The sequence below is a fragment of the Bacteroides salyersiae WAL 10018 = DSM 18765 = JCM 12988 genome, assembly GCF_000381365.1.
In the GTDB taxonomy this organism is placed as follows: domain Bacteria; phylum Bacteroidota; class Bacteroidia; order Bacteroidales; family Bacteroidaceae; genus Bacteroides; species Bacteroides salyersiae.
In genome coordinates this window covers 2710215-2733676 of sequence record NZ_KB905466.1, presented here as the reverse complement: position 1 = coordinate 2733676, position 23462 = coordinate 2710215, and the positions used below count along the sequence as shown (strand labels likewise).

14 protein-coding genes are annotated in these 23462 nt (G+C 41.0%); 3 read left to right on the top strand and 11 right to left on the bottom strand.

The annotated features are described in order from the left end of the window. Window positions 1–127: 127 nt before the first annotated feature. Together HMPREF1532_RS10010 and typA are read right to left on the bottom strand one after the other, a co-directional pair. Entirely contained in the window at window positions 128–1582 is a 1455-nt protein-coding gene (locus HMPREF1532_RS10010) for a chitobiase/beta-hexosaminidase C-terminal domain-containing protein (protein WP_005928523.1), read from the bottom strand. Window positions 1583–1760: 178 nt separating this feature from the next. Further along, the gene (gene typA / locus HMPREF1532_RS10005) at window positions 1761–3560 is read right to left on the bottom strand and encodes a translational GTPase TypA (protein ID WP_005928520.1); all 1800 of its coding nucleotides are present in this window, start codon (window positions 3558–3560) and stop codon (window positions 1761–1763) included. A 158-nt stretch (window positions 3561–3718) separates the two neighbouring features. Here typA and rpsO point away from each other — a divergent pair, with 158 nt between their 5' ends. The 3 genes from rpsO (at window position 3719) to HMPREF1532_RS09990 (ending at window position 6499) form a co-directional block, all read left to right on the top strand. Continuing rightward, window positions 3719–3988 carry a 30S ribosomal protein S15 gene (rpsO, locus tag HMPREF1532_RS10000; RefSeq protein WP_005928517.1) on the top strand — a complete coding sequence of 90 codons (270 nt, stop codon included), beginning with the start codon at window positions 3719–3721 and terminating at the stop codon, window positions 3986–3988. Window positions 3989–4166: 178 nt separating this feature from the next. Further along, the gene (locus HMPREF1532_RS09995) at window positions 4167–4742 is read left to right on the top strand and encodes a helix-turn-helix domain-containing protein (RefSeq protein ID WP_005928514.1); all 576 of its coding nucleotides are present in this window, start codon (window positions 4167–4169) and stop codon (window positions 4740–4742) included. A gap of 107 nt (window positions 4743–4849) precedes the next feature. Beyond that, on the top strand, window positions 4850–6499 hold the full coding sequence (locus HMPREF1532_RS09990; protein WP_005928510.1) for an AMP-binding protein: 1650 nt from the start codon (window positions 4850–4852) through the stop codon (window positions 6497–6499). A gap of 102 nt (window positions 6500–6601) precedes the next feature. Here HMPREF1532_RS09990 and HMPREF1532_RS09985 read toward each other — a convergent pair whose 3' ends face one another. The 9 genes from HMPREF1532_RS09985 to HMPREF1532_RS09945 form a co-directional block, all read right to left on the bottom strand. Next, window positions 6602–9496: a zinc-dependent metalloprotease gene (locus HMPREF1532_RS09985; protein WP_005928508.1), complete on the bottom strand. Its 2895-nt coding sequence runs from the start codon at window positions 9494–9496 to the stop codon at window positions 6602–6604. 37 nt (window positions 9497–9533) lie between these two features. Further along, a complete protein-coding gene (locus HMPREF1532_RS09980; protein WP_005928505.1) occupies window positions 9534–11462 on the bottom strand; it encodes an MGH1-like glycoside hydrolase domain-containing protein in 1929 nt (642 codons plus the stop codon). Window positions 11463–11478: 16 nt separating this feature from the next. Beyond that, on the bottom strand, window positions 11479–14622 hold the full coding sequence (lacZ, locus tag HMPREF1532_RS09975; protein WP_005928502.1) for a beta-galactosidase, LacZ type: 3144 nt from the start codon (window positions 14620–14622) through the stop codon (window positions 11479–11481). 12 nt (window positions 14623–14634) lie between these two features. Then, window positions 14635–15237, bottom strand: coding sequence for a LysO family transporter (locus HMPREF1532_RS09970; protein WP_005928499.1), 603 nt, complete (start codon window positions 15235–15237; stop codon window positions 14635–14637). Continuing rightward, a complete protein-coding gene (locus tag HMPREF1532_RS09965; protein ID WP_025818991.1) occupies window positions 15234–15518 on the bottom strand; it encodes a LysO family transporter in 285 nt (94 codons plus the stop codon). The genes HMPREF1532_RS09970 and HMPREF1532_RS09965 overlap by 4 nt, the downstream gene beginning before the upstream one ends. Before the next feature lie 22 nt (window positions 15519–15540). Next, window positions 15541–18210, bottom strand: a complete 2670-nt coding sequence (locus tag HMPREF1532_RS09960) for an MGH1-like glycoside hydrolase domain-containing protein (protein WP_005928493.1) — start codon at window positions 18208–18210, stop codon at window positions 15541–15543. Between the two features lie 115 nt (window positions 18211–18325). Beyond that, window positions 18326–19159, bottom strand: a complete 834-nt coding sequence (locus HMPREF1532_RS09955; RefSeq protein ID WP_005928490.1) for a T9SS type A sorting domain-containing protein — start codon at window positions 19157–19159, stop codon at window positions 18326–18328. A gap of 78 nt (window positions 19160–19237) precedes the next feature. Then, window positions 19238–21853, bottom strand: coding sequence for a zinc-dependent metalloprotease (locus tag HMPREF1532_RS09950; protein ID WP_005928487.1), 2616 nt, complete (start codon window positions 21851–21853; stop codon window positions 19238–19240). 78 nt (window positions 21854–21931) lie between these two features. Further along, on the bottom strand, window positions 21932–23452 hold the full coding sequence (locus tag HMPREF1532_RS09945) for a RagB/SusD family nutrient uptake outer membrane protein (protein WP_005928484.1): 1521 nt from the start codon (window positions 23450–23452) through the stop codon (window positions 21932–21934). Window positions 23453–23462 lie beyond the last annotated feature (10 nt).

The window sequence follows — 23462 nt, the reverse complement described above, 5'->3', positions numbered from 1 at the left end:
AAAGAGCCCGGATGTAATCAGCATACCAGGCTCTTTATCAGAAAACATATTTTTATTTATTCAATTTTCCAGAATCGTCTCTCAACTGAATAAAAACAATCTGTTTACTTTTACACATATGTGCCATTTACTTAATAATAACTTTTGTTACAGCATTATTCACTCTAACAACATAAAAACCGGCAGGCACATCAATGGTATTAGCACCGGCAGTAATCGCCTTATTCGCAACCACCTGTCCGACTGCATTCACTACAAGTACTTGGGCATTTTCAGCAGCATCGATATTGATAGCTTTATCACCGGCGGCAACAATTGAAGAAGCACTTTCAACATCAGCAAAACCTACACCACCTTCGGATTCCTTATATTCTATCGGGAACAACTGAATGGCTCCATTAAAGATATTCACAATAGCTGTAATATCATACTTTTTCTCAAGATCTGGCACCGTAACCCCTTTAAAACGATCATAAACAGCTATTTGTCCTTTATCATCGGTCAAAGTATAATTTTTACTCTTACCGTCATCAAGAGTTAAAGTAGCGTTCATTATCTTCACCAATTTGTTCACCATATTATCACTTACTTCCTGACTCGTAACTACAACCGGCTCAATAACCGCACCATCAGCAGCAGGCTCAAACGTTTCCATCATAGGTTTCATCTGGATAAGTCCACTATACACATCAACTGTACCCATAAAACCAGCAGGAATTACATTACCATTCTTGTATGTTTGTCCAATCGTTCCATAAATCTGAAGTGCTCCAGTTGCATCTTGAACAAACAAATATACATCATTTTGATAAATAACATTAACCGGATTGACAAACTTAACAACAGTTTCTTTAGACAATTCATTAAAAGCAGCTATATTTTCAACCGTTGCAGGCTCAGCAATTGTATAAGTAGCAGAAGCAATATCACTCTTGTCACCACCTTTCACTGCAATAGCTTTAATTGTCGTGGTGGTTTCTATTTTGATAGGATCACTATAAGTAGCAGAAGATGTAGTAGGATCACTATTGTCAGTTGTATAGTGAATAGTAGCATCAGCTGTAGCACAAGACAAAGTGACCTCTTGAGCTGCATAATAAGTTCCTTCTACCGGTGAGAATTTTGGAATAGCTACAGCAGCCGGCTGTCCATAAGTAATGACTATTGATTTGACACGTATTTGGGCTTCATTAGATTTTGCTATGAATTCCGACAAATTTCCAGACCAAGTAATCGTATTATTATCTTTGTCTGCTACAACCGTCTCTTCGCCAACCATAATGTTTGCGCAATATGATTTTGCCGTACAATTAATAACAATGCCGGTTATCGCTTCGCCACTGTTATTCTTCACCGTAAAAGTTGCCCCCTTGTAAACTCTTATGTGATCAGCAGATGGAGCAATAGCAGGTGATCCACCTTTTGTATAAGAGATTGTAAATCCGTCAATAACCGTGGAGTATCCATCCGAATCTCCTTCCCATGTGGAAGCACCTGAATTTGTCAGAAGTGTTACTTCTCCTGCATTTGCCATACTCAAAGCAGCAACTACTGTAAATAATGAAAGTAATAATTTCCTCATAATTATAATGTTTTTAAAGATTACTCTACAAAGTTATGTAATATTTTAAATTCATCAAGTGTCCAATATTTAAAATATCAAAATGTTACAGTATTGTCATATTAAAAAAGCGTTCTAAAAAAAGAAAAGCCTGACAAATGGTATTCTGTCAGGCTTTTACTTACTATATTGTAAAATATCAATTCTTGTTCGCCCGCTTACGCTCTGTCTCGTCCAGAATCACTTTGCGCATACGCATTGCTTTCGGAGTTACCTCTACATATTCATCTTCCTTGATATATTCCAAGGCTTCTTCCAAAGAAAACTGTACGGGAGGAATCAAACGGACTTTTTCATCCGAACCGGAAGCACGCATATTGGTCAGTTTCTTCGATTTAGTAACATTTACCACCAAATCATTATCATGAGAATGCTCTCCGACTACCTGTCCGGCATATACCTCTTCTTGCGGGAAAATAAAGAACTTACCGCGATCCTGCAACTTATCAATAGCATAAGCAAATGCCGTTCCGCTCTCCATAGCGATAATAGAACCATTGGTACGACGTTCTATTTCTCCTTTGTACGGTTGATATTCTTTGAAACGGTGAGCCATGATCGCTTCACCGGCAGAAGCAGTCAACACATTGGTACGCAAACCGATAATACCGCGTGACGGCATATCGAACTCCAAATTTACCCGTTCACCGTTGCTTTCCATCATCGTCATTTCGCCCTTACGACGAGTCACCATATCGATTATTTTACTTGAATATTCTTCCGGCACATTGACTGTCAATTCTTCGATAGGCTCGCACTTCACACCGTCGATCTCTTTATAGATAACCTGCGGCTGACCTACCTGCAACTCATATCCCTCGCGACGCATCGTCTCGATAAGCACAGACAGATGGAGCACACCACGACCGGAAACCACCCATTTACCATCTTCTTCACTCTTGCGAACACGAAGCGCCAGATTCTTATCCAACTCTTTCATCAAGCGGTCATGAATATGGCGTGAAGTCACGAATTTACCATCCTTTCCGAAGAACGGAGAATCGTTGATAGCAAACAACATACTCATCGTAGGCTCATCGATAGCGATAGGCGGCAATGCTTCCGGATTTTCATAGTCACAGATAGTATCACCGATCTCAAAACCGTCGATACCCACCAAAGCACAGATGTCACCGGAAGAAACCTCGGTCGTTTTCACGCGTCCCAGTCCCTCAAAAACATGTACCTCCTTGATCTTTGTCTTTACAAAACTACCGTCCCGTTTAGCCAACGATACATTCATGCCTTCTTTTAAAGTACCACGATGCACACGGCCTACTGCAATACGACCTGTATATGAAGAATAATCGAGTGAGGTAATCAGCATCTGAGGTGTACCGTCCAATTGTGTAGGAGCCGGGATGTTCTCGACAATGCAATCCAGCAACGGAGTGATAGATTCTGTAGGCTTTTGCCAGTCAGTACTCATCCAACCATTCTTAGCCGAACCATAGATGGTTGGAAAATCAAGCTGTTCTTCCGTCGCATCCAAGCTGAACATGAGATCAAATACCATCTCATGAACTTCGTCCGGACGACAGTTCGGCTTATCCACCTTATTTATCACAACGATGGGTTTCAAACCGATTTCCAACGCTTTCTGCAACACAAAACGCGTCTGAGGCATCGGCCCTTCAAAAGCATCCACTAACAGGATGCACCCGTCAGCCATATTAAGTACACGTTCTACTTCGCCACCGAAGTCACTGTGCCCCGGAGTATCAATAATGTTAATCTTAGTTCCGTTATAAGTGATAGAAACGTTTTTAGAAAGAATCGTAATCCCCCGTTCGCGTTCCAAGTCATTGTTATCCAGAATTAGTTCACCGTTCGTCTGATTGTCACGGAATAAATTTCCGGCCAAAAGCATCTTGTCGACTAACGTCGTTTTCCCATGGTCAACATGGGCAATAATTGCAATGTTTCTAATATTTTGCATATAATACCTATTATTTGGGCACAAAGGTACGAAAATGGATTAGAAAATATATACTATACAACAAAATATTTCCTGCAAAACGTTGTGAGATATAAAGATAATGGCTATCTTTGCACGCTCAAAAGAAAAATTTTATATATTTAAAAAATCTAAGAATTATGTATTTAGATGCTGCTAAAAAGCAAGAAATCTTTGAAAAGTACGGAAAGTCTAACTCTGATACTGGCTCAGCTGAGGCGCAGATAGCTTTGTTTTCATACCGTATTTCTCACCTGACTGAGCACATGAAGCTCAACAGAAAAGATTATAGTACAGAAAGAGCTTTGACAATGTTGGTAGGTAAGCGTCGTCGCTTGCTCGACTACTTGAAAGCAAAAGATATCGAAAGATATCGTGCTATCATCAAAACTCTTGGATTGCGTAAGTAATCTATTTGTTCTGAACAAAATTGAAAAGGCCGTTCCCTTACAAAAGGAAACGGCCTTTTGTTATTCTGTGCAAAATTGACATTTTTCACTATTATAATTGCTGCGATATAAAGAATTTGTTATTTTTGCACCCTAACGATTTTAAATTATAACCTTATTAAGATTAAATACTATCAATATGGATACAAGCAAGATTGTCGGAGAAAAAATCAAAGCACTCCGCGAAGACAAATCGATTACCATAGAAGAACTGGCCCAGCGCTCCGGTTTGGCTATCGAACAGGTGGAACGTATTGAAGGAAATATCGATCTCCCCTCTTTGGCTCCGCTTATCAAAATAGCCCGTGTACTGGGGGTACGTCTCGGAACATTTCTTGACGATCAGGACGAAACAGGGCCTGTGGTATGTCGCAAGGAGGAGGCAAAAGATACAATCAGTTTCTCCAACAATGCCATTCACTCACGTAAGCATATGGAGTACCATTCTTTGTCAAAATCGAAAGCGGACCGCCATATGGAGCCATTCATCATCGATGTAGCTCCGACATCGGACAATGATTTTGTTCTTTCCTCTCATGAAGGAGAAGAATTCATTATTGTAATGGAAGGCATTATGGAAATCAGCTATGGCAAAGCCACCTATCTGCTCGAAGAAGGAGACAGCATTTATTATGATTCCATCGTCCCTCACCACGTACATGCCTACGAAGGTCAGGCTGCAAAAATCCTGGCAGTAATTTATACACCTATTTAAAGATGGGAAAATGGAGATGGGAGAATAGAGAGGTACTATGCAGCATGATAGCGCAGTTTACCTCTCCCATCTCCATTCTTCCCCCTTTCCTTTCTTAATCATTAATTATGCAATTATACAATCGAACTCTTGGTCAATGGCTTGAGCATTGGGCAGAAACAACCCCTGACAAAGAATATATAATATACTCCGACCGGAACCTTCGCTTTACATGGAAACAGTTCAACCACCGTGTAGACGATATGGCAAAGGGACTTATCGCCATCGGAGTAGAAAGAGGAACGCACGTTGGCATTTGGGCGGCAAACGTTCCCGACTGGCTTACTCTATTATATGCCTGTGCAAAGATAGGTGCCGTTTATGTAACGGTAAATACCAATTACAAACAGGCGGAACTGGAATATCTTTGCCAAAATTCCGACATGCATACACTCTGCATCGTAAACGGTGAAAAAGACAGTGATTTCGTACAAATGACCTACACCATGCTCCCGGAACTTAAAACTTGCGAACGCGGTCATTTGAAAAGCGAACGTTTCCCATATATGAAAAACGTTATCTACGTTGGGCAAGAGAAATACAGAGGTATGTACAATACCGCAGAAATTCTTCTGTTGGGAAATAATGTAGAAGATAAAGAGTTAACCCAACTCAAGAACCAGGTAGATTGCCACGATGTGGTAAATATGCAATACACATCGGGAACCACCGGTTTTCCTAAAGGAGTAATGCTCACCCACTACAATATCAGCAATAACGGATTTCTTACCGGTGAGCACATGAAATTCACGGCAGACGATAAATTATGTTGCTGTGTCCCTCTATTCCATTGTTTTGGTGTAGTATTAGCCACCATGAACTGCCTGACCCATGGTTGCACCCAAGTGATGGTAGAACGTTTCGATCCGCTTGTAGTGCTGGCATCCATTCACAAAGAACGCTGTACCGCACTCTACGGAGTTCCTACCATGTTCATCGCCGAACTGCACCATCCGATGTTCGACATGTTTGATATGTCCAGTCTCCGCACAGGAATTATGGCAGGTTCGCTTTGTCCCGTCGAACTGATGAAACAGGTAGAAGAGAAAATGTACATGAAAGTGACCAGCGTATATGGGCTCACCGAAACCGCTCCGGGCATGACAGCCTCCCGTATTGACGACCCGTTTGATGTCCGTTGTAATACTGTAGGACGTGATTTCGAATTTACGGAAGTAAAAGTTATCGATCCGGAAACAGGAGAAGAATGTCCCATAGGCGTACAAGGCGAAATGTGTAATCGTGGATACAACACCATGAAAGGATATTATAAGAACCCGGAAGCTACGGCGGAAGTACTCGATAAAAACAACTTCCTGCATTCGGGTGATCTTGGTATCAAAGATGAAGACGGGAATTACCGTATCACAGGACGCATTAAAGATATGATTATTCGTGGAGGAGAAAATATTTATCCGCGTGAAATAGAAGAATTCCTCTACAAACTCGAAGGAGTAAAAGATGTACAGGTTGCAGGTATCCCCTCCAAAAAATATGGTGAAGCCGTAGGCGCCTTCATCATTCTCCATGAAGGAGTGAAAATGCACGAATCGGATGTAAGAGAATTCTGCAAAAACAAAATATCCCGTTATAAAATCCCTAAATATGTATTCTTTATCGATGAATTTCCAATGACAGGAAGTGGTAAAATACAGAAATTCAAACTGAAGGATTTGGGATTACAGCTTTGCAAAGAACAAGGCATCGAAATCATATAAACCGGTTTTATTCAAAAAATCCGCTTCATAAATCATTATAAATCTGAATACAAAAAATATAATGATTTGTGAAGCGGATTTTTTAATGTACCCTTCTTACTCTTATCTGACAATTATCTTCTCCACTACATTTATTCCATTCTTAGATAAACGAACGAAGTAGAAACCTTTGTCCCATGAAGATACCGGAATTATCGTCTGATCATTTTCCATAGTACCATTCCATACTATCATTCCTGAAGCATTATAAATCATAATCCGTGTATTTGCCGGAGCCATTACGCTCAATTGTTCATGAACCGGATTGGGAGATAAAAGAATTCCATCAAGTTCCACATCTTTCTGCAAACCGGTACCACCGTCACCTTTCGCCTCTCCAGCAAGAATTGATTGACCCGGATTTTCATTATATCCATATTTATCTATTGTGAAATAAGATCCGTCTTCCGCCACTGTGATTTCAAACCAACCATATAAATCTTTGCCCAAATATTCGAAACAGAAACCGGCATATGCCGTCTTACCACACCAATCAGTATACTCCCGTGTAGCAATATCCAATTGATCAGGATATGTACCGGGAATAACCCAATTAGAATTGCCCCCTATTATAGTCCCCTTAGCTAAAGGAGCAATATTCCTTGTATTCGACAGGCAGACCATTGGTTTCATATAGGTTTCCAGTTTTAAATGCCGCGCAGCAAACTCCCACGCCCCATAAGCATTTTCCGACACAATAGGAGCCGTAAAATAGGTCCAACTTCCATAATCAGCGCCGGCACCTATCTGCAAATCTTCAACAATAATCTTATAAGAATCAAGGAAATTAAAAGTCAACTGTAAAGACAAATTAGATATATCCGAGTGAGTGAATATCATCGGCTCCAATGTCAATTCTGAAATATCAAGATCCTTGGCATCATGACGTTCCGCCTTCCCAGTAAAAGATAAAATTGCTTTTTTAGCGGAAACAACTTCTAATTTGGATACCAACCCCGTAGAAACAGTCATCCGATAATCCGTTCCCATCGCCAACTCACCGGTCCTTTTGAATGTATTGTCTCCCATAATAACAAGATTAACGGTCTGGGTAATGGTTCCATCATTCAGTTCGCTGTCTTCCGTCACCGATGTTCCTCCGTATACCATCTCTGCTTTAGACAGGGTTTTCCCTTTTTGACCCGCCATAATTGTCTCTCCAGGTGCCTCATTGAAAGCATAATCAAGGAGAGTGAAGGAATTTCCGTCATCGGCAACCGATACCCTCATCCAGCCATATAGTGTCTCGCCCGGAAGAGTACCTTCAAACTGAATGCCCACAAATGCTATTTTACCTTTCCAAGCGTCATAGCCTTTAGAAACTAAAGTTCCAAGATTAGGATATTGATCAATCCCCGTTGACCACGTAGACGAAGCACCGATCTCCTCACCATAATCGACTACAGTCAAGTTGGTTCTTGCTCCCATCATTTCCTTACCATATGATTCGATAAACAAATATCCATAATAATTTCCGGCATTACTATTCCACATCAAACCAAAGTCCGAATGTTCATATCTGGAATCCAACTGAAGAAACTCCCAACCATAAGTCGAAGATATACGAACATCCTCACAATCAACATATTTAATGGCATAAGATGCCCGGCATTCCAAAGTTACGGGTAATTTACAATCATATAATTCACCACTGGACAACATACCATTTTTGAAGATCACATATAAATTTATATTTTGGTCATTAGATATGGCCTTCCCCTCAAAAGACAGTGTTAGTCGCGTATCATTCACTCGTTGTAATTTTGCAGTCAATCCTTCCGGTAATCCTTCCACTGTAAAATCGGTATTATACACAAAATCCTTATTAGCCAACGTACCATTCATCAATGTAAAGTCAAAACTTCCATCAAAAGATCCGTCATTGGCCGGAGCCTCCAAAATATCTCCCCTATTAGAAAGTGCAATGCGTTTTGTTTTATTGTCTGTAAAAAAGACTTGCTTATAAGTATCCTCCTGCCATAACTCTATGCGTGCCGGATGATCCAAAGCATCCAACATCCTATCCACCTGTCCTTTAGTAAACATGGAAGTACGCACATAAGAATAATTCATATAATTGGTCCAATTCGTCAAATCTCCCTCACAGTTCCGGTCTGTTGCCCCCATCAACGGTTGATCGGCCTTAGGAGTATCTTCCACCCAGTCTCCCGGATTAGGTTCTCCCGCTTTATTCAGGTTACATCCGTCGGGCCATGCTCCGCTATTATCATCAAAGGTATGTGCAAGATTCAAAAAATGTCCGAATTCATGAGTCAGTACACGCCGAAAATTCTCATCCGTATTCGTACCGATATATGCACCGTTATATACCACACGTGCCAAATTCTCATCCGTCATTTCGATATCCGGATACCAGGAAACACCCGAATTATTAGTCACTCCGTCCCCATAAAGATCATTCATTACATACACATTCATATATTTATGATTATCCCATGCATACAAAGCCATACGGGGTGCATAATAATTACCAAATCCACTTTCGAGACGATGGTACAAAATACCGGTCGTTGCCTCTCCCTGAGGTCCTTTTTCTGCCAATTTAAAAGTAATATTCATATTGGCCTGCCTCATATTAAAATCCGGATTATCATCTCCGGTATTCGTCGTTACACCTTGAAAATCTTCATTCGTTTTCCTTAAAGCATCCTTTATAATCTCATCATTAATGGTAGTCCCGTTAAAATCCACACCAAAAATATGGAATACCACCGGAATTACATAATGATCCGGACGCTCCGCTACTGCTCGTGTCCGGCAAGGAACCTTATGCCGTTCCAATGCCTGCGGATTTTCTTCAAAAAAAGTTTTGATCTGTTCGTGAGCGCGACACGGCAAAGGTGCTCCGACTCTATATCCGGGTATATTTTGTGCCGTTCCTCCCATAGCTGCCAACAAATACACTAATGCAGCCAAGTAACATTTTCTGTTGTTCATTTTAAAAAAATTTGTTATTCATATTAATAGATACAGTTCACATTCGTTCTTTTCCCCTTTGCCCATACTCTTCATACAACATCAAAAGATGTGCAGCAGACCAACTGAAGTGCGGCGCTTTCAATCGCTCACCCGTATGGGCTTCATAATTCTCATGTATCGCCCCATTTCCTTTTAAGCCGTTCAACCGGTCAAAGACTTGCCGGGTATATTTATCCGCCTCTTTCACATAACCGTATTTTCTCAATCCGGAAATGGCAAAGTAAGTCTGGTCCAACCAAATCGGACCTCTCCAATACCCTTTAGGCATAAAATCCGGATTATCGGCAGCCACGGTAGGAAAAGGAATATATGTTGAAAATTTCGTTGTGTCCTCCAATTGTCTCATGACATCACTCGTTTGCGCTTCCGTAGCAATACCGGTCCAAAGAGGAATATACGCTTCACTACCGGCCACTTTTACAAAAGTTCCATCCATACGTCTGTCAAAAAAGAATCCGGCATCTTCATCATAAAAATAAGTCCGTATGGAATCTGTACGATCTTTTTCATCAAATGCCTGTCCCGATACGTTCGCCAGTTTCTTCAACAGCTTATATTCGTAAGCCAGAAAAGCATTCAGATCAACCGATTCCTGATCAAAACTCCAGGCAGTATCACTATTCTTCACCATCCGGGCATCATCAAACCGGATAGCATTATCCATACCACTTTCCCAAGCAGCTGCTTCAAGAGTACCGTCAACTGATCCAAATTCACAAATTCCATTTGAATTATGATCACGGTCGATATACCACCAACGATAATAATTCAATAACTGAGGATACATCTCTTTTACAAATGAAGTATCCCCGGTTTCTTCGAAAACACGATCCACAGCCCATGCCGCCAAAGGCGGTTTACTATCTCTCGCATTATTTTCACGGATATCCGTATAAATACAATCAATAATCATTCCATTGTCCAACTGATAATCAAACATCGCCCGTATCTGGTTCTTCGCCAGTTCCGGAGCAAAATCGGCAAGCGCAGCAGCATGCTTCCAAGAATCCCACGCCCAGAAGCCCATAAAATACCCCACAGCATGGGAAGGTACAACCCCTTCATGCAGTAGTCCGGCCCGACTGCTACGCCAATTAGAAATTAATGTGACAACCGCTTTGACAGCGATCCGATTGTATTCTTCGGGCATATCGGAACGTAACACCTTTCCCAAATATCCATTCCAGCGCTGATAATGTTTTTCAATGTATCCCGCAGGATGAGCTTCCATATCACCAATCGCCCCAAAATCAAAACTTCGTATCTGTGGATTATCCAAAAAAGACATAATCACATATACTGTACGCTCTGGAGCTGTTCGTGCTTCATATCCATCATTCGAAAGAGTAATTTTCGTACGGTCGGGAAAAGTAAGCATACATTGTTGACCGGAAGACAAGGATAAGACACATGAATTATTAACTACATTACAAGTACTCCGTTCGCTTATCCGACCCGAAAAGCACAAAGACTGTTCATCCTCCAAAACACACTCCAACAATACATTAGACCGGTCTATAAAAATCAACCGTTGAGTGATCACTCCTTTTTCCATTGATGAACGCATAAATAATTCCCCCGGAAAATAATTCACCGAGTCTGCATGGAAGACCGCATCCGGATATTCCGTCAGTCCCACTGTCAAGAGCGATTTGGAAATCCAGCGACGGCTCTCCAAGTCGAATGGTCCACAAAATCCATTTATCCATTGCTCTTTCTCTGGTAGAGTAAATCCCATCCAGGAACCCTGATCAGAAAACCATCCTCTACCAAAAGCCGAATCATTGGGAGTGTAAGCTATGTCGAGAATATTTCCATATTCATGCACCAAAGAATTATAAGCCACCGGTTTCCGCTCCGAGCAGTTTATAAAAAACATAACCGCCCCAACTAATCCGCAAATTCTCATTATCAGTTTTTTCATCATCTCTATTCTTTAGTTAAAACCATATTTGACGTGCCTGTTTACTTATGCTCTCTGAGGTATCGACCGGCTGTATAACAAAGCTATACTTCCGGGGAAGAGGTGTAATCGTATATTCCGGATGAACTTGAGCCCCCCAGCTATTATCTCCACCGACACCCATTTGTAACAAATCTATATTAACCCAAACCAAATCTCTCTTTTTAATACTTCCTCCGTGCCTGCGCTCTATCTCAAAAGGAACATAGTTTATATCATCCTGCATAAAATTCCATGCACTTACAGACAAAGGTTCTGTTCCCACAAACAACAGCCCCTCCCCTTCTGTATTACAAAGAGAAAACCAACGTGTATCACATTTATTAGCAGTTTCCTGCGCACGAACATAGGGATGGTATTGTTCCCACACACCGGATTGATATACCCCTACCGCAGCAGACATTTTCCGATCAGCATAATTCTCATGCGGCCCCCTGCCCAACCAAGACATACGGTCATACTCCTTTGTTAGTATCATACGCATTCCGAACCGGGGCATCTCCGACAGAGGTTTATTTCCGGGTGTAAAGGTCATCTCGACCTTTATTATACCATTCCCCAAAATATGATAAGTCATCTGTATCGCAGATTCCTGTTCCTGCAAATAATAATCGGCAACGACAATAACCAATGAACTATCCGGTTCAACTTGCATATCCAGTTTAAGCAGTTTACTATTTTTCATCGGTTCTTTCCAACCGATACAACGTGATAGAAGCCCGCTCGGTACATCATTATCAGTCGACGGACGCCAAAAATTAGGCTGTAAACCTGCAAGAAGCATCTCCTCACCCTTATACTTTAAAGAAATCATTTCTCCCGAAACTGCAGAAAATTCTACATCAAATTCTTTATTACCAATCTTCAACCCATTCTCTTGCCGGGATACCACTATCGGTTCATGAGTTACCATTTTCACCCCTTCCTGTCTCTCAACAGGAAGCTGCCACTGATCCATCGCAACTATAAAATCTTTCGAAACATGCGGTTTGTCATTTTTCAACAAAGTTTCTACTCTCAAAAAATATTCTCTTGAATCCGGCTTGATTTTCCGAAACGGAACAGTCATCTCCATATGAGAGTGGGGAGGAATCACCGGAAAATCAATTTCACCGGTTTGTACCTCTTCTCCGTCCGCTTCAATTGTCCACCGCATATAATAACCGGATAAATCTATAAAATCATGGCGGTTGGTAACAAGCAGTTTGTTATCAGCAAACGGAACAGGCTCACAATGTACATATTGATAAACTTTTTTTACCTCCCATATGTGCGGATGAAGCGAACGGTCGGCTGCCACCAAACCATTGGCACAAAAATTGGAATCATTAGGTACTCCCACATATCCCATATCGCCTCCATAAGCCCAGATAAGATGACCTTCCTGATCTTTCTCTGCAAAAGTCTGATCCACCCAATCCCAGATAAAACCTCCTTGCAGATTGTCATATTTATAAATTAAATCCCAGTAATCCTGAAGATTTCCCGTACTGTTTCCCATAGAGTGTGCATACTCACACATGATCAGCGGCCTTGCCTTGCGTTCATTCACAAACTCCCTTAACCACCAGATACGAGGATACATCGGGCAATAAATATCCGATAACCCTTCCCGGCGTGCACCCTCATATTGCACAGGACGGCTGGGATCAAAACCTTTCGTCCAATGATATAAGGTTTCAAAATGTTTTCCGTAGCCGGATTCATTACCCAATGACCAAGTGATAATAGCCGTAAAATTCCTGTCACGCATCACCATACGTTTCATACGTTCCATAAAAGCATGTTCCCAATCCGGATTATCAGCCAAAGTTCCGTCTTCATGATATTCCATTCCATGTGATTCTATATTAGCTTCATCAATCATATAAAGTCCATATTCTTCACACAGTTCATACCATTCCGGCCTATTGGGATAGTGACTGCAACGAACTGCATTAATATTAAACTGCTTCATCATCTTCACATCTTTCAGCATGGTCTCTAACGTCAATGTCCGACCATGAAGAGGATCATGTTCCTGCCTGTTTACCCCTTTAATGAGAATAGGAACATTGTTTACTAAAAATTGCCCGTTACGCATTTCAATCGTACGAAAGCCGACACGATGCCGAAATGTTTCCAACATTTTCCCCTCTTTATCCGTCACACTGACCAGCATTGTATAAAGATAAGGTGTCTCCGCACTCCACGCTTTCACATTCGGAACAAGATGTTTAAAGTTAAAAAGAGTATCGGATGGAGAAGTTACCGTCTTTTGATCGGCATACAATAGCTCATTTCCATCCATTAATTTCAATTGAAGCCGGTTCCCAATGGAATTATCAGATAATTTCATCGTAACCCCCAATTGAAAATCACCATCTCTATAATCCTTATTCAATGGAGCCGATATCTTAAAGTCCTTTACACGGCATGTAGGACGTGCCACCAGATATACACTTCTCTCGATACCACTATATTTCCAGTAGTCTTGCCCTTCCAGATAAGAACCGTCACTATAACGGAATACCTGAACCGCTATCTTATTTTTACCCGGTCGAAGAAAAGAAGTTACATCAAAATGAGATGGTAACCGGCTATCTTCACCATAACCAACCAATTTACCATTTACCCAACAGTAAAAAGCCGACTCAACCCCTTCAAAATCTAAAAAGACATCCATCTCTTGAAAAGATACCGGTACGATAAACTCACGGACATAAATTCCCACCGGGTTATAATCCGACGGGACGAAAGGAGGATCAGCCGGAAAAGGATACTTCACATCCGTATAAATCGGAGCATCAAATCCTTGTAACTCCCAACTCCCGGGAACTTGGATACTTTTCCATTTCCGTACATTAAATTTCTCATTAAAAAAATCCTTCGGGCACTCATCCACATTTCTCGAGTAAAGGAATTTCCAAGTTCCATCCAATGACATTCGTCGTTCATTCGACTGTAAATCATTGGCCAGGGCTTTCTCCTCAGAAGAAAAAGGAATAAAATGAGCACATGCCGGTTCCCTGTTTATACCGCAAACTTGAGGATCCTGCCAAGGAACTACTTGTTGTTCTGCCAATAGAAGTGTAGAACAGAACAAACTATTAATAATAAGACACAAAATATGTTTTCCCATATTTATTATAATTTAGATTGAACATAGTAACGTCACTAAAAAAGGAACTAAAAAATCCAACGTACAGCCGTGAAAAATAGAAACAATAACATATTCCTGTCCCGAGCAGCGGGTTATTATCGGCAAAGTGGTATCCATCGTTGTGGCACCTCCTACTGAAATAGGCGCAAGTTTTCCAAAAAAACGAACTAAAAAAGGAGCGGCCAGTAAAGCAATGATTTCTCTCATTATATTAGATAGCAAAGCAATCGTACCGAGTTCCGCATTTTTATATTCCGTGATAATGATACTTGATAATGAATAATATCCGAAACCGGCCCCCACTGCCATACAATCAACAGAAGAATGCCTTTCAAAAAAGAAACTACTGACATAGCAACCGGCAAGTGTCCCTAAAATCGTACATACAGGAAGTAAAAAGAATTTCGGGGAAAGTCTTCTGAAACTCAATAGTATATGAGGATTATTACCAATGCTAATACCCACACAGAACATCAAAAAACACAATGCATAAAAGCTCAGATTAAACTGCTCCAATCCGGATGGATAAAGATCAAAAAAACTCAACAATATTCCTACGGCAAAGAACAGTACAATAATAAGACTGTCTCTCATTCTTCACCTCCTTTCAGCTTTCCGGTCGAAATAAAAATCCATAACCACCAAGCACACAATACACTACCCCCGACAGCAGCCAGAGTAATAACCAATGCTTCCAACCCTAACGAATGCAAACCTTCAATGATCATTTTATTATCTCCTACTTCTATACCCAAAAGAAACAGCAGTATCCAGATCAAAAAAGTAATTACACGATATATAAAGTTAAGTTTTCTTTTGCGGAAAAGATATCCGGTCAGTACTCCGCACAGCATAAGTCCGATAATAAGGAATATAAACATATGTATCAAGCTAAGTTTATTGAACAACTACCTTAAAAAAATCATCCCGTCTTTTCGCTTTCTCGTCATACACGATCCGGAGAATATAATTACCCGGAGGTAAAGGCGTCACATCAATCTTAGAGATATTACCCGAATGCCCGAACCGTTCACAACCCTCCATATCATAAATAAAACACCGACTAATAGAAGTAGCACTTTCAATATATAAATTATCAGCCACCGGATTCGGATAAACCTTTGCCGTTGCAACTCCTTCTTCATTACTTATAAAGCCGCTACTCTGCGTTGCCACCAATCCGTAATCACAAGCTATCCCACTATCCACCCAGCCACAAGGATCTGTTCCATCCGCTTCATCGGTCACAAAATGGAGGAACAACCTGAACTTCAGCTTTTCCCCTTTCACCAAACTTTCAGGAATAGTGACTGAAAACCGACAGATATGCTCTTTACCTCGTTCCCCTATCGGACTAATCAATTTAGTATCGATCAGCTCTGTTTCTTCCAGTTCGTAATTCCTATTCCAATCAATCCAAAGTCTCAATTTATAAGTATCCGAATCACCCGAATCCCAATTCGCAACCGTAGCCTTCAGTTGGTAAGTCTTGCCGTTTTCCACTTCAGCCGTATATTCCGATGAATAATCTGTCCACCCCGTCTCTGAATAAGACATTTTGTGATGTATATTTTCGAACTCTACTTCCTGAATGTATGCATAATTCCGATAATCCGATTGGAACAGACACAAATCGGTTGACTTAGCATCCAACACACCAGCCTCACGATACAACATCAGCAAATGAGCTGCCGACCAACTGAAATGTGGTGATTTTAATCTCTTTCCGGTATTTGTCTCATAGTTTTCATGAATGGGAGCATCTCCACGTAAACCATTCAATCGGTCAAAAACCCGCTTGGTGTAATCATCAGCCAATTGTGCATAACCATAGTTTCTCAGTCCTCGTATACCGAAATAGACTTGATCTAACCAAATAGGACCCCGCCAATAACCATTCGGAGAAAACTGCGGATGATCCGCCGTCACTGTAGGAAAAGGAATATAAGTAGAGAACTTCAACGGATCAGTGAAATAAGGTAATACCGCTTTAGCTTGTTCCGGGGTAGCTATTTGTGTCCAAAACGGGATATATGCCTCACAGCCCTCCACCTTTACAAAGTCTCCACCTTTCAATTTTCTGTCATAGAAGAATCCTTTCTCAGCATCAAAGAAGTAATCTGCAACAGATGCCGTCCGGTCCGGTTCCACAAATTCATATCCGGCAATTATGGCCAGTTCTTTCAATAAGCGGTATTCATAAGCCAGATAAGCATTCAAGTCAACAGACTCTTGGTTTAAACTCCAAGCTCCCGCACCATTACTTACCATAGAAGAACGATCAAATCGGATGGCATTGTCCATTCCGCTTTCCCAAGCCGCTGCCTCGAGTGTACCATCTACCGCCCCGAATTCACAATACCCATTCCGATCGTGATCTCTATATTTATACCACCATTGGTGATAATGCAATAGTTTAGGATATATCTCTTTCACAAAATCGGCATCTTGCGTCGATTTATAGATCTCACTCACTGCCCAGGCTGCTAAAGGAGGCTTACTATTACGCTCATTGTTCTCATTCTTATCTATATAAATACAATCAATAATCATCCCTTCCGGCGTTTGATAATCAAACATGGCACGAACCTGATTCTTTGCTAATTCCGGTTCGAACCAGCTCAGTGCCACTGCATGCTTCCAAGAATCCCACCCCCAAAAACCGATAAAATAACTCATTGCATGAGAAGGTATCACTCCATCGTGAAGCAGGTCTCCTCTCGATGCCCGCCAATTGGACAACAAAGTGACCATTGCCTTTACAGCAATCCGATGGTATTCAATGGGCATTTCCGGACGTAGCACGGATTTCAAATACCGAAACCACCGATCTTTATGATTAGCAATACACGCATCAGGGCGTTCTATCATATTCTGTAAAAAAGCTGTATATCCTTCCGGTCGCTGTGATTCATAGAAATAAGAAATTGCCGCATAGCCTTTCATCCCCTTGGGAAGTACAGCCTGAAACTTTGAATTTTCATAAGATAGCTTAAAATCTGATGAGAATGTGACAGTACACAATTCTCCGGTGAAGAGGGTCATAGAAAGGACATGATCCGTCAGTTGAACCTGTTTTATACCACTCAACGAGCCATTGAGAACATAGAGATTCCGCATTGCCGCTTCGCAGCTCCATAGTGCCGTATAGCGATCAACGAAAAATAAACGTTGCTGTATGTTCCCCATGTCGGAAGAAGAAGATATATAAAGTTCCCCCGGCGCATAAGACACCTCCACAGGTTTAAACATTTCTGTTTTTACATTAGGGGTAAATCCGACTTGCAACAAAGCGTCCGAAATCCATAAACGATGATCCAATTCAAAAGGACCGCAAAATCCATTCACCCAGTTATCCTCAGACGGCAAGGTAAAACAGACCCAGGCACCGGAATCAGAAAAGCCGCCCGTAAAATAATCATTACTATAAGGAGTATAACGGATGTCCAGAATATTTCTGTAAGAGTCTACACTATAAATATCATTGTGCCCCATAGCTGATATTGATATAGAAAAACAAACTATATAAAACAGCAATCGTACTATTCTGAATCTAAAAATTCCCATAAATATCAGCATTATTATAATATAGAAATAAGAACCGGCTCGATATTCATTACCGGTTTCGTACTCTCGATAAATATTTTTATCAAGCCGGTTCTATTATACAGTTTCTAAAATGTTATTTGATAATTATATTAGCGCACTTAATCTCAGCACCGGATTTTACCTTCAAAATATACATCCCCGAAGCGTTTCCAGTTACATCAATCACATTTCTATCTACAATACCTTTCTGAACAAGTCTGCCATCAATACTATAAAGCATATATTCACTGGCATCCTCCAAATTAACGGAAAGCTCCCCCTCAGTGGGATTAGGATAAACCACAAACGAATCAGATTGAATGTTTTGGATAGAAGAGGCACCGCTAAGATCTACAGTATAATCCTGTAATACTCCACCATCTTGAGTACAACAAGGATCTGTATAAGGTACATCCGGAGTCTTATAGTGCAGATATGCACGCATAGTAACTGTTTTTGCAGCATCTGCAGGAACCGTAATCTTACCTGTAACCACCTTAAAAGAAGTCTGTCCGGGCTTTCCTACCATTATTGATTTCTGAAAAGCGGTTTCACTTGCTGTCAACTGGCTATCTCCATTCCAGTCAAAAAATGCAGTTACATAATATTCATCTCCCGCACCGGATGAAAAGTTACACACAGTAATTTTCAATTCATACTCTTTTCCGGGTTCTAATTTTACAACTCTGTCTTTATCCAGCGTATAATCAGCATACATAACCGTTTCATCATACGTATTAGAACCTATTTCTCCATTCCACCCTTCCGGAGCAGTAGACGATTCACTTACCATTCCATTAATCTCAACTTTCGAGATGCAGGCATAAGCACCCCAAGTTAATTCCGGTCTGCACAACTGAGATTGAGCCATCATCTGCCCTGCTATCATACTAAACAGCAAAAAGCAACAAAGTAAACTTTTTTTCATAATCCAATTTTGTTTTAATAAATTAATAATTTAATAGAATAAGCCGGTAGACAACACCTGCCTACCGGCCGGTTTTATTTATCTTAAAATTACAGTTCTCTGTAAAACAGATTCTTTAGTCTCTATTTTCAGAATATACATACCTTTGACCTGTCCGCTAATATCGATTACTGAATCCGATACGCTCCCTTCCTGAACCAAACGACCATCCACACTATAAAGTCGATATCTGCAAACATTCGTATCTGTGCCACTTATATGTAAAATACCATCTGTCGGGTTTGGATATACATTCCATTCATCCATGTGCTTATCCGTAATTCCGGTCGGGTCTGGAGAAACAATTACATAATACTCTTCCAGTTGACCGTTCTCAACGGTTCCACAAGGTAACTCACCAGCCATGCTGTTTGCATCGCCATAATGGATAAAAACACGCATGTGTAATTTTTGCTTTACAACGACATCTTCAGGGGCTTTCCATTTAAACTCAACGGTAGTAGGACTGCCTGCTGCTCCAATAGCGGGAATAGCTATCTTTTGTGATTCCGACTTTTCCAATATCCTGTTATTATTCCAGTCGATATAAGCACGCAATACATAACTGTCCTTCGGGTGAGAATTTAAATTGGCATAAGTTACTTTCATCACATATTCCTTCCCTTTCTCAAGATGTACGTTCAGCTTTTCATTTTCTCTAAAATCCTCTATAATATCCGTATTCCCGGGTTCTCCGAAAGTCTCGTTAGACATCCCGGCAAATTCAACTTTCTGGATATGTGCATAAGCCTGATAAGAGAATTCAGGAGTGCAGACCTCTTCCGTCGGTTCATCCGGTCCATCCGGAGGCAATACATGAGCTTTGTCCTCGCCTATAATCATTCCGTAATCTTCCACATCACCACTATCTATCTCTCCACAAGGATCTGCTCCATCATTTCCCAATGTATAGTGCAACATAACACGGAATCCAACTTCTTTATTCTCAACCATATCATCAGGAACCGCTATATCAAAGATCAACACATGTTCGGTTCCTGCTTTACCTATTCTGGCTATTTTTTGGGGAGCTATCATTTCATCTTGTTGAAATACATAGTCACCATTCCAATCAAACCATGCACGAACAGTATATGGGTCACCTTCTCCCGACTTCCAGTTCTGTACTGTCACTTCCAACTGATAAGTTTTTCCTTTTTCCACACCAGCCACATAATCTGTCCTAAAATCTTTATACTGCTGTCCGTCAAACTCCGTATTCCTTTCTATTTGGGCAAATTTTATTTTAGAGATATGTGCATAAGGAGCAAAACGTGGATTAAACAGGCAATAAGAAGTGTAAGGATCGTTAAACAGAACCCCAAAACTAATCTTCTGAGCGGTAACCGCTCCTCCTTCAAGTTTCAAAACTGATGGATCCAAAGTTATACCCACCTCTTTTTGACTATCAGCCAACCGATGACTGGTTGCTTTTCCTTCCAATTTAACAATGGCAGTCACATCACTTGAAAGAGTAACTACCACCTTCAAGCCTTCCGGTAAATTGGTAACCGTATAATCCGTACCTTCCTCAAGAGTGCCGATCCGGGCAAAAGTTAAACCATAGGCAGCTTCCAGTTGTAAAGTACCTCCTACTTCTCCCTGGTTATTATCTGTCTCCGTAAAATTCCGACCTTTTACTACCAATACCGACGGTGAGAGTTGATGTCCGTCTTCCACACCTGTGGCCAATAAATTATCTTCCTGCCACAACTGGCTACGAGACATAGATTCGTTCAAATAATACTCCATCCGCGCCACCTGCCCTGTTGTGAAATGCCGGTAAGCATCCGTATAATTCATAAAATTCTCCCAATCGGTATAATCGCCCTCACAATTTACCTTATCGGCAGGCCATTTGGAGGTTGCTACCGGCGGAGTATCTTCTATTCCGTCATTCGGATAATTACATCCTCCCTCAAATGTATGATGTAGCCCCATAAAATGGCCAAACTCATGAGTCAAGACACGACGAAAGTTCTCGCTCGTATTGCTCCCTATATAACTTCCATTATAAACCACCCGTGCCAAATTGTCCAACATCATTCCATTATCCGGAAGCCAAGACACCCCCGAATTATAGAGATCACCATCGGCATAAAGATCTTTCATGATGTATACATTCATATATTTACTATTGTCCCATGCATATTTCTGAATAGCTTCATCGTATCCCCCACCGTTGCCAAAACCTTTCTCAGCTTCGTCATAGAAGATGACACCTTTCGTAGGATTACCTTCCGGATCGATTTTTGCCAAACGGAAATCAATATTCAACGGTTTCTTGATATTTTCAAAGCGACTACTGGCTCCCGTCTGATCATAATCTGCCGTCAATCCCTGGAAATCTTCACTCGTTTGTTTAAGAGCTTTCTCTATCAAACTATAAGTAACCTTCAGACGGGTATCATTGGTGGGTTCACCAAATACATGAAACACAACAGGAATTACATATTGTCCTTGATAATAATCGGCTGCTGCCCGCGTTTGCTTCCAATTCGGAATATTCTCCGACTCGAACTTCGCATCGGGATGTGTTCTTCTATACTCCGCTTGTTGGTGTTCAAAACCACACACATCCTGTTGTCCTGCTACGGTACCCATACTCCCTATTCCAAGAAGTACATTCAATAAAAAAAGTGCATTTTTCTTCATTCTGTTACGGTATTAAGCGGGTTAGGAAGGTCTTCTCAGACCCCCCGAATCCCATTCAACAATTAATAAAAAGTTACTCTAATCGATATTGTTATTACTCTGAATCTCCATTAACGGAATCGGCAGAAAGGCATGTTTTTCCGAATGGAAATTCACCCGTCCGGCCGCATGCAAAGCCTCATCCAATTTACCCCAACGTCGAAGATCATAAAAGCGATAGTTCTCCAATGCAAATTCCATCAAACGTTCGTGTTCAATCTGTGCCTTTATAAAATCATAAGAATCACCTGAAATCTCCGGCATATCTCCATGTACTTTTCGAATATCATTTACCAAGGGGGCAGCCAGTTCCGGATGTCCTTGTTCATTATGAATTTCGGCCTGCATCAACAACACATTGGCATAACGCATCAACGGTACATTTGTCGAAGTATAAGACTGTTTTAATTTCTGCATGTCATCCGGCATATATTTCCGGAAGCAACGGTTAATTTCATCATTTTCATCAAATAAGTCCGAATACTCAAATCCATAAATACGCCCTTCACCATCATTAAAATAAGGATCATTAAAAAACATGGTTGCATAAGCCCGTGAATCCAGATTACCGGTAGTAGCTACCCGGCCTTCTTTTCTGAACTCATCCAAAATCATCTGGCTGGGACGGATTTCATCCCAACCTCTCAACACCGGAGCAGCGACCCAATAATGCAATACATGTTGGTGGAAAGCACCATCTGAGGTATTTCCGGTAAACTGAATCTCAAAAATAGATTCTTTGCAATTTTTATTTGTTCCGTTAAACATACTCAGAAAATCTTTCTCCAGACTATATCCTTTTACCTGATCGAGAGCCCCGGCCGCTTTTTCAAGATATTCCGCCTTTTTATCAGGAACCTCATAAGCTCTCGTCAAATACGCCCATCCTAAATAGGCATAGGCAGTGCCATTAGTCACGCGGCCGACTTCAAGCGACGGACGGGTTTGTGGCAGGATCTTAGCTGCATCCGACAATTCCGAACAGACAAAATCCCAACCGTCTTCCCTTGAGGAAAGGGCTTTATGTACTTCTACCTCAGTAGTCAGATACTCGTTACGAATGACTATCTTTTCCCAGTTCAATAATAACTTCATATGATAATAAGCACGCAGAAACAAGGCCTCTCCTTGTACGCTATTGCATTTGGCGGTACTCATCGGATTATTACCGGACTGTACTTTTCTTATTCCAAACAACACATTGTTGGTATAGTTAATGCCATTGTAACAATTCATCCAATACTCCTTGATCCGTGAACTTTCGTTGTTGTACGTAAAATCATACATCGGCCCCCACTCAGGATAATTATTGACATCAGCACCAATATTCATTATATCTTCACGAAACGTCTCTACAACAAATTTTATTTCAGCAAAATTATAACTACCGGCTCTGTTATCCAACTGCCCATAAGCAGCCGACAGTCCGGATTCCACGTCAACAGAGTCCCTCCAGAACTTATCCGTCGAAAAGTCCGGGCTTTCCACCGTCAGGAAATTATCGCATCCCGTCAAAGAGACAATGCAGAAAAGAAAAGCTATATAAATATGTTTTTTCATGATTAAGCTA

Coding starts and splice junctions, on each gene's coding strand:
- HMPREF1532_RS10010 (WP_005928523.1), bottom strand. CDS start 1,582: ATGAGGAAATTATTACTTTCATTATTTACAGTAGTTGCTGCTTTGAGT.
- typA (WP_005928520.1), bottom strand. CDS start 3,560: ATGCAAAATATTAGAAACATTGCAATTATTGCCCATGTTGACCATGGG.
- rpsO (WP_005928517.1), top strand. CDS start 3,719: ATGTATTTAGATGCTGCTAAAAAGCAAGAAATCTTTGAAAAGTACGGA.
- HMPREF1532_RS09995 (WP_005928514.1), top strand. CDS start 4,167: ATGGATACAAGCAAGATTGTCGGAGAAAAAATCAAAGCACTCCGCGAA.
- HMPREF1532_RS09990 (WP_005928510.1), top strand. CDS start 4,850: ATGCAATTATACAATCGAACTCTTGGTCAATGGCTTGAGCATTGGGCA.
- HMPREF1532_RS09985 (WP_005928508.1), bottom strand. CDS start 9,496: ATGAACAACAGAAAATGTTACTTGGCTGCATTAGTGTATTTGTTGGCA.
- HMPREF1532_RS09980 (WP_005928505.1), bottom strand. CDS start 11,462: ATGAAAAAACTGATAATGAGAATTTGCGGATTAGTTGGGGCGGTTATG.
- lacZ (WP_005928502.1), bottom strand. CDS start 14,622: ATGGGAAAACATATTTTGTGTCTTATTATTAATAGTTTGTTCTGTTCT.
- HMPREF1532_RS09970 (WP_005928499.1), bottom strand. CDS start 15,237: ATGAGAGACAGTCTTATTATTGTACTGTTCTTTGCCGTAGGAATATTG.
- HMPREF1532_RS09960 (WP_005928493.1), bottom strand. CDS start 18,210: ATGGGAATTTTTAGATTCAGAATAGTACGATTGCTGTTTTATATAGTT.
- HMPREF1532_RS09955 (WP_005928490.1), bottom strand. CDS start 19,159: ATGAAAAAAAGTTTACTTTGTTGCTTTTTGCTGTTTAGTATGATAGCA.
- HMPREF1532_RS09950 (WP_005928487.1), bottom strand. CDS start 21,853: ATGAAGAAAAATGCACTTTTTTTATTGAATGTACTTCTTGGAATAGGG.
- HMPREF1532_RS09945 (WP_005928484.1), bottom strand. CDS start 23,452: ATGAAAAAACATATTTATATAGCTTTTCTTTTCTGCATTGTCTCTTTG.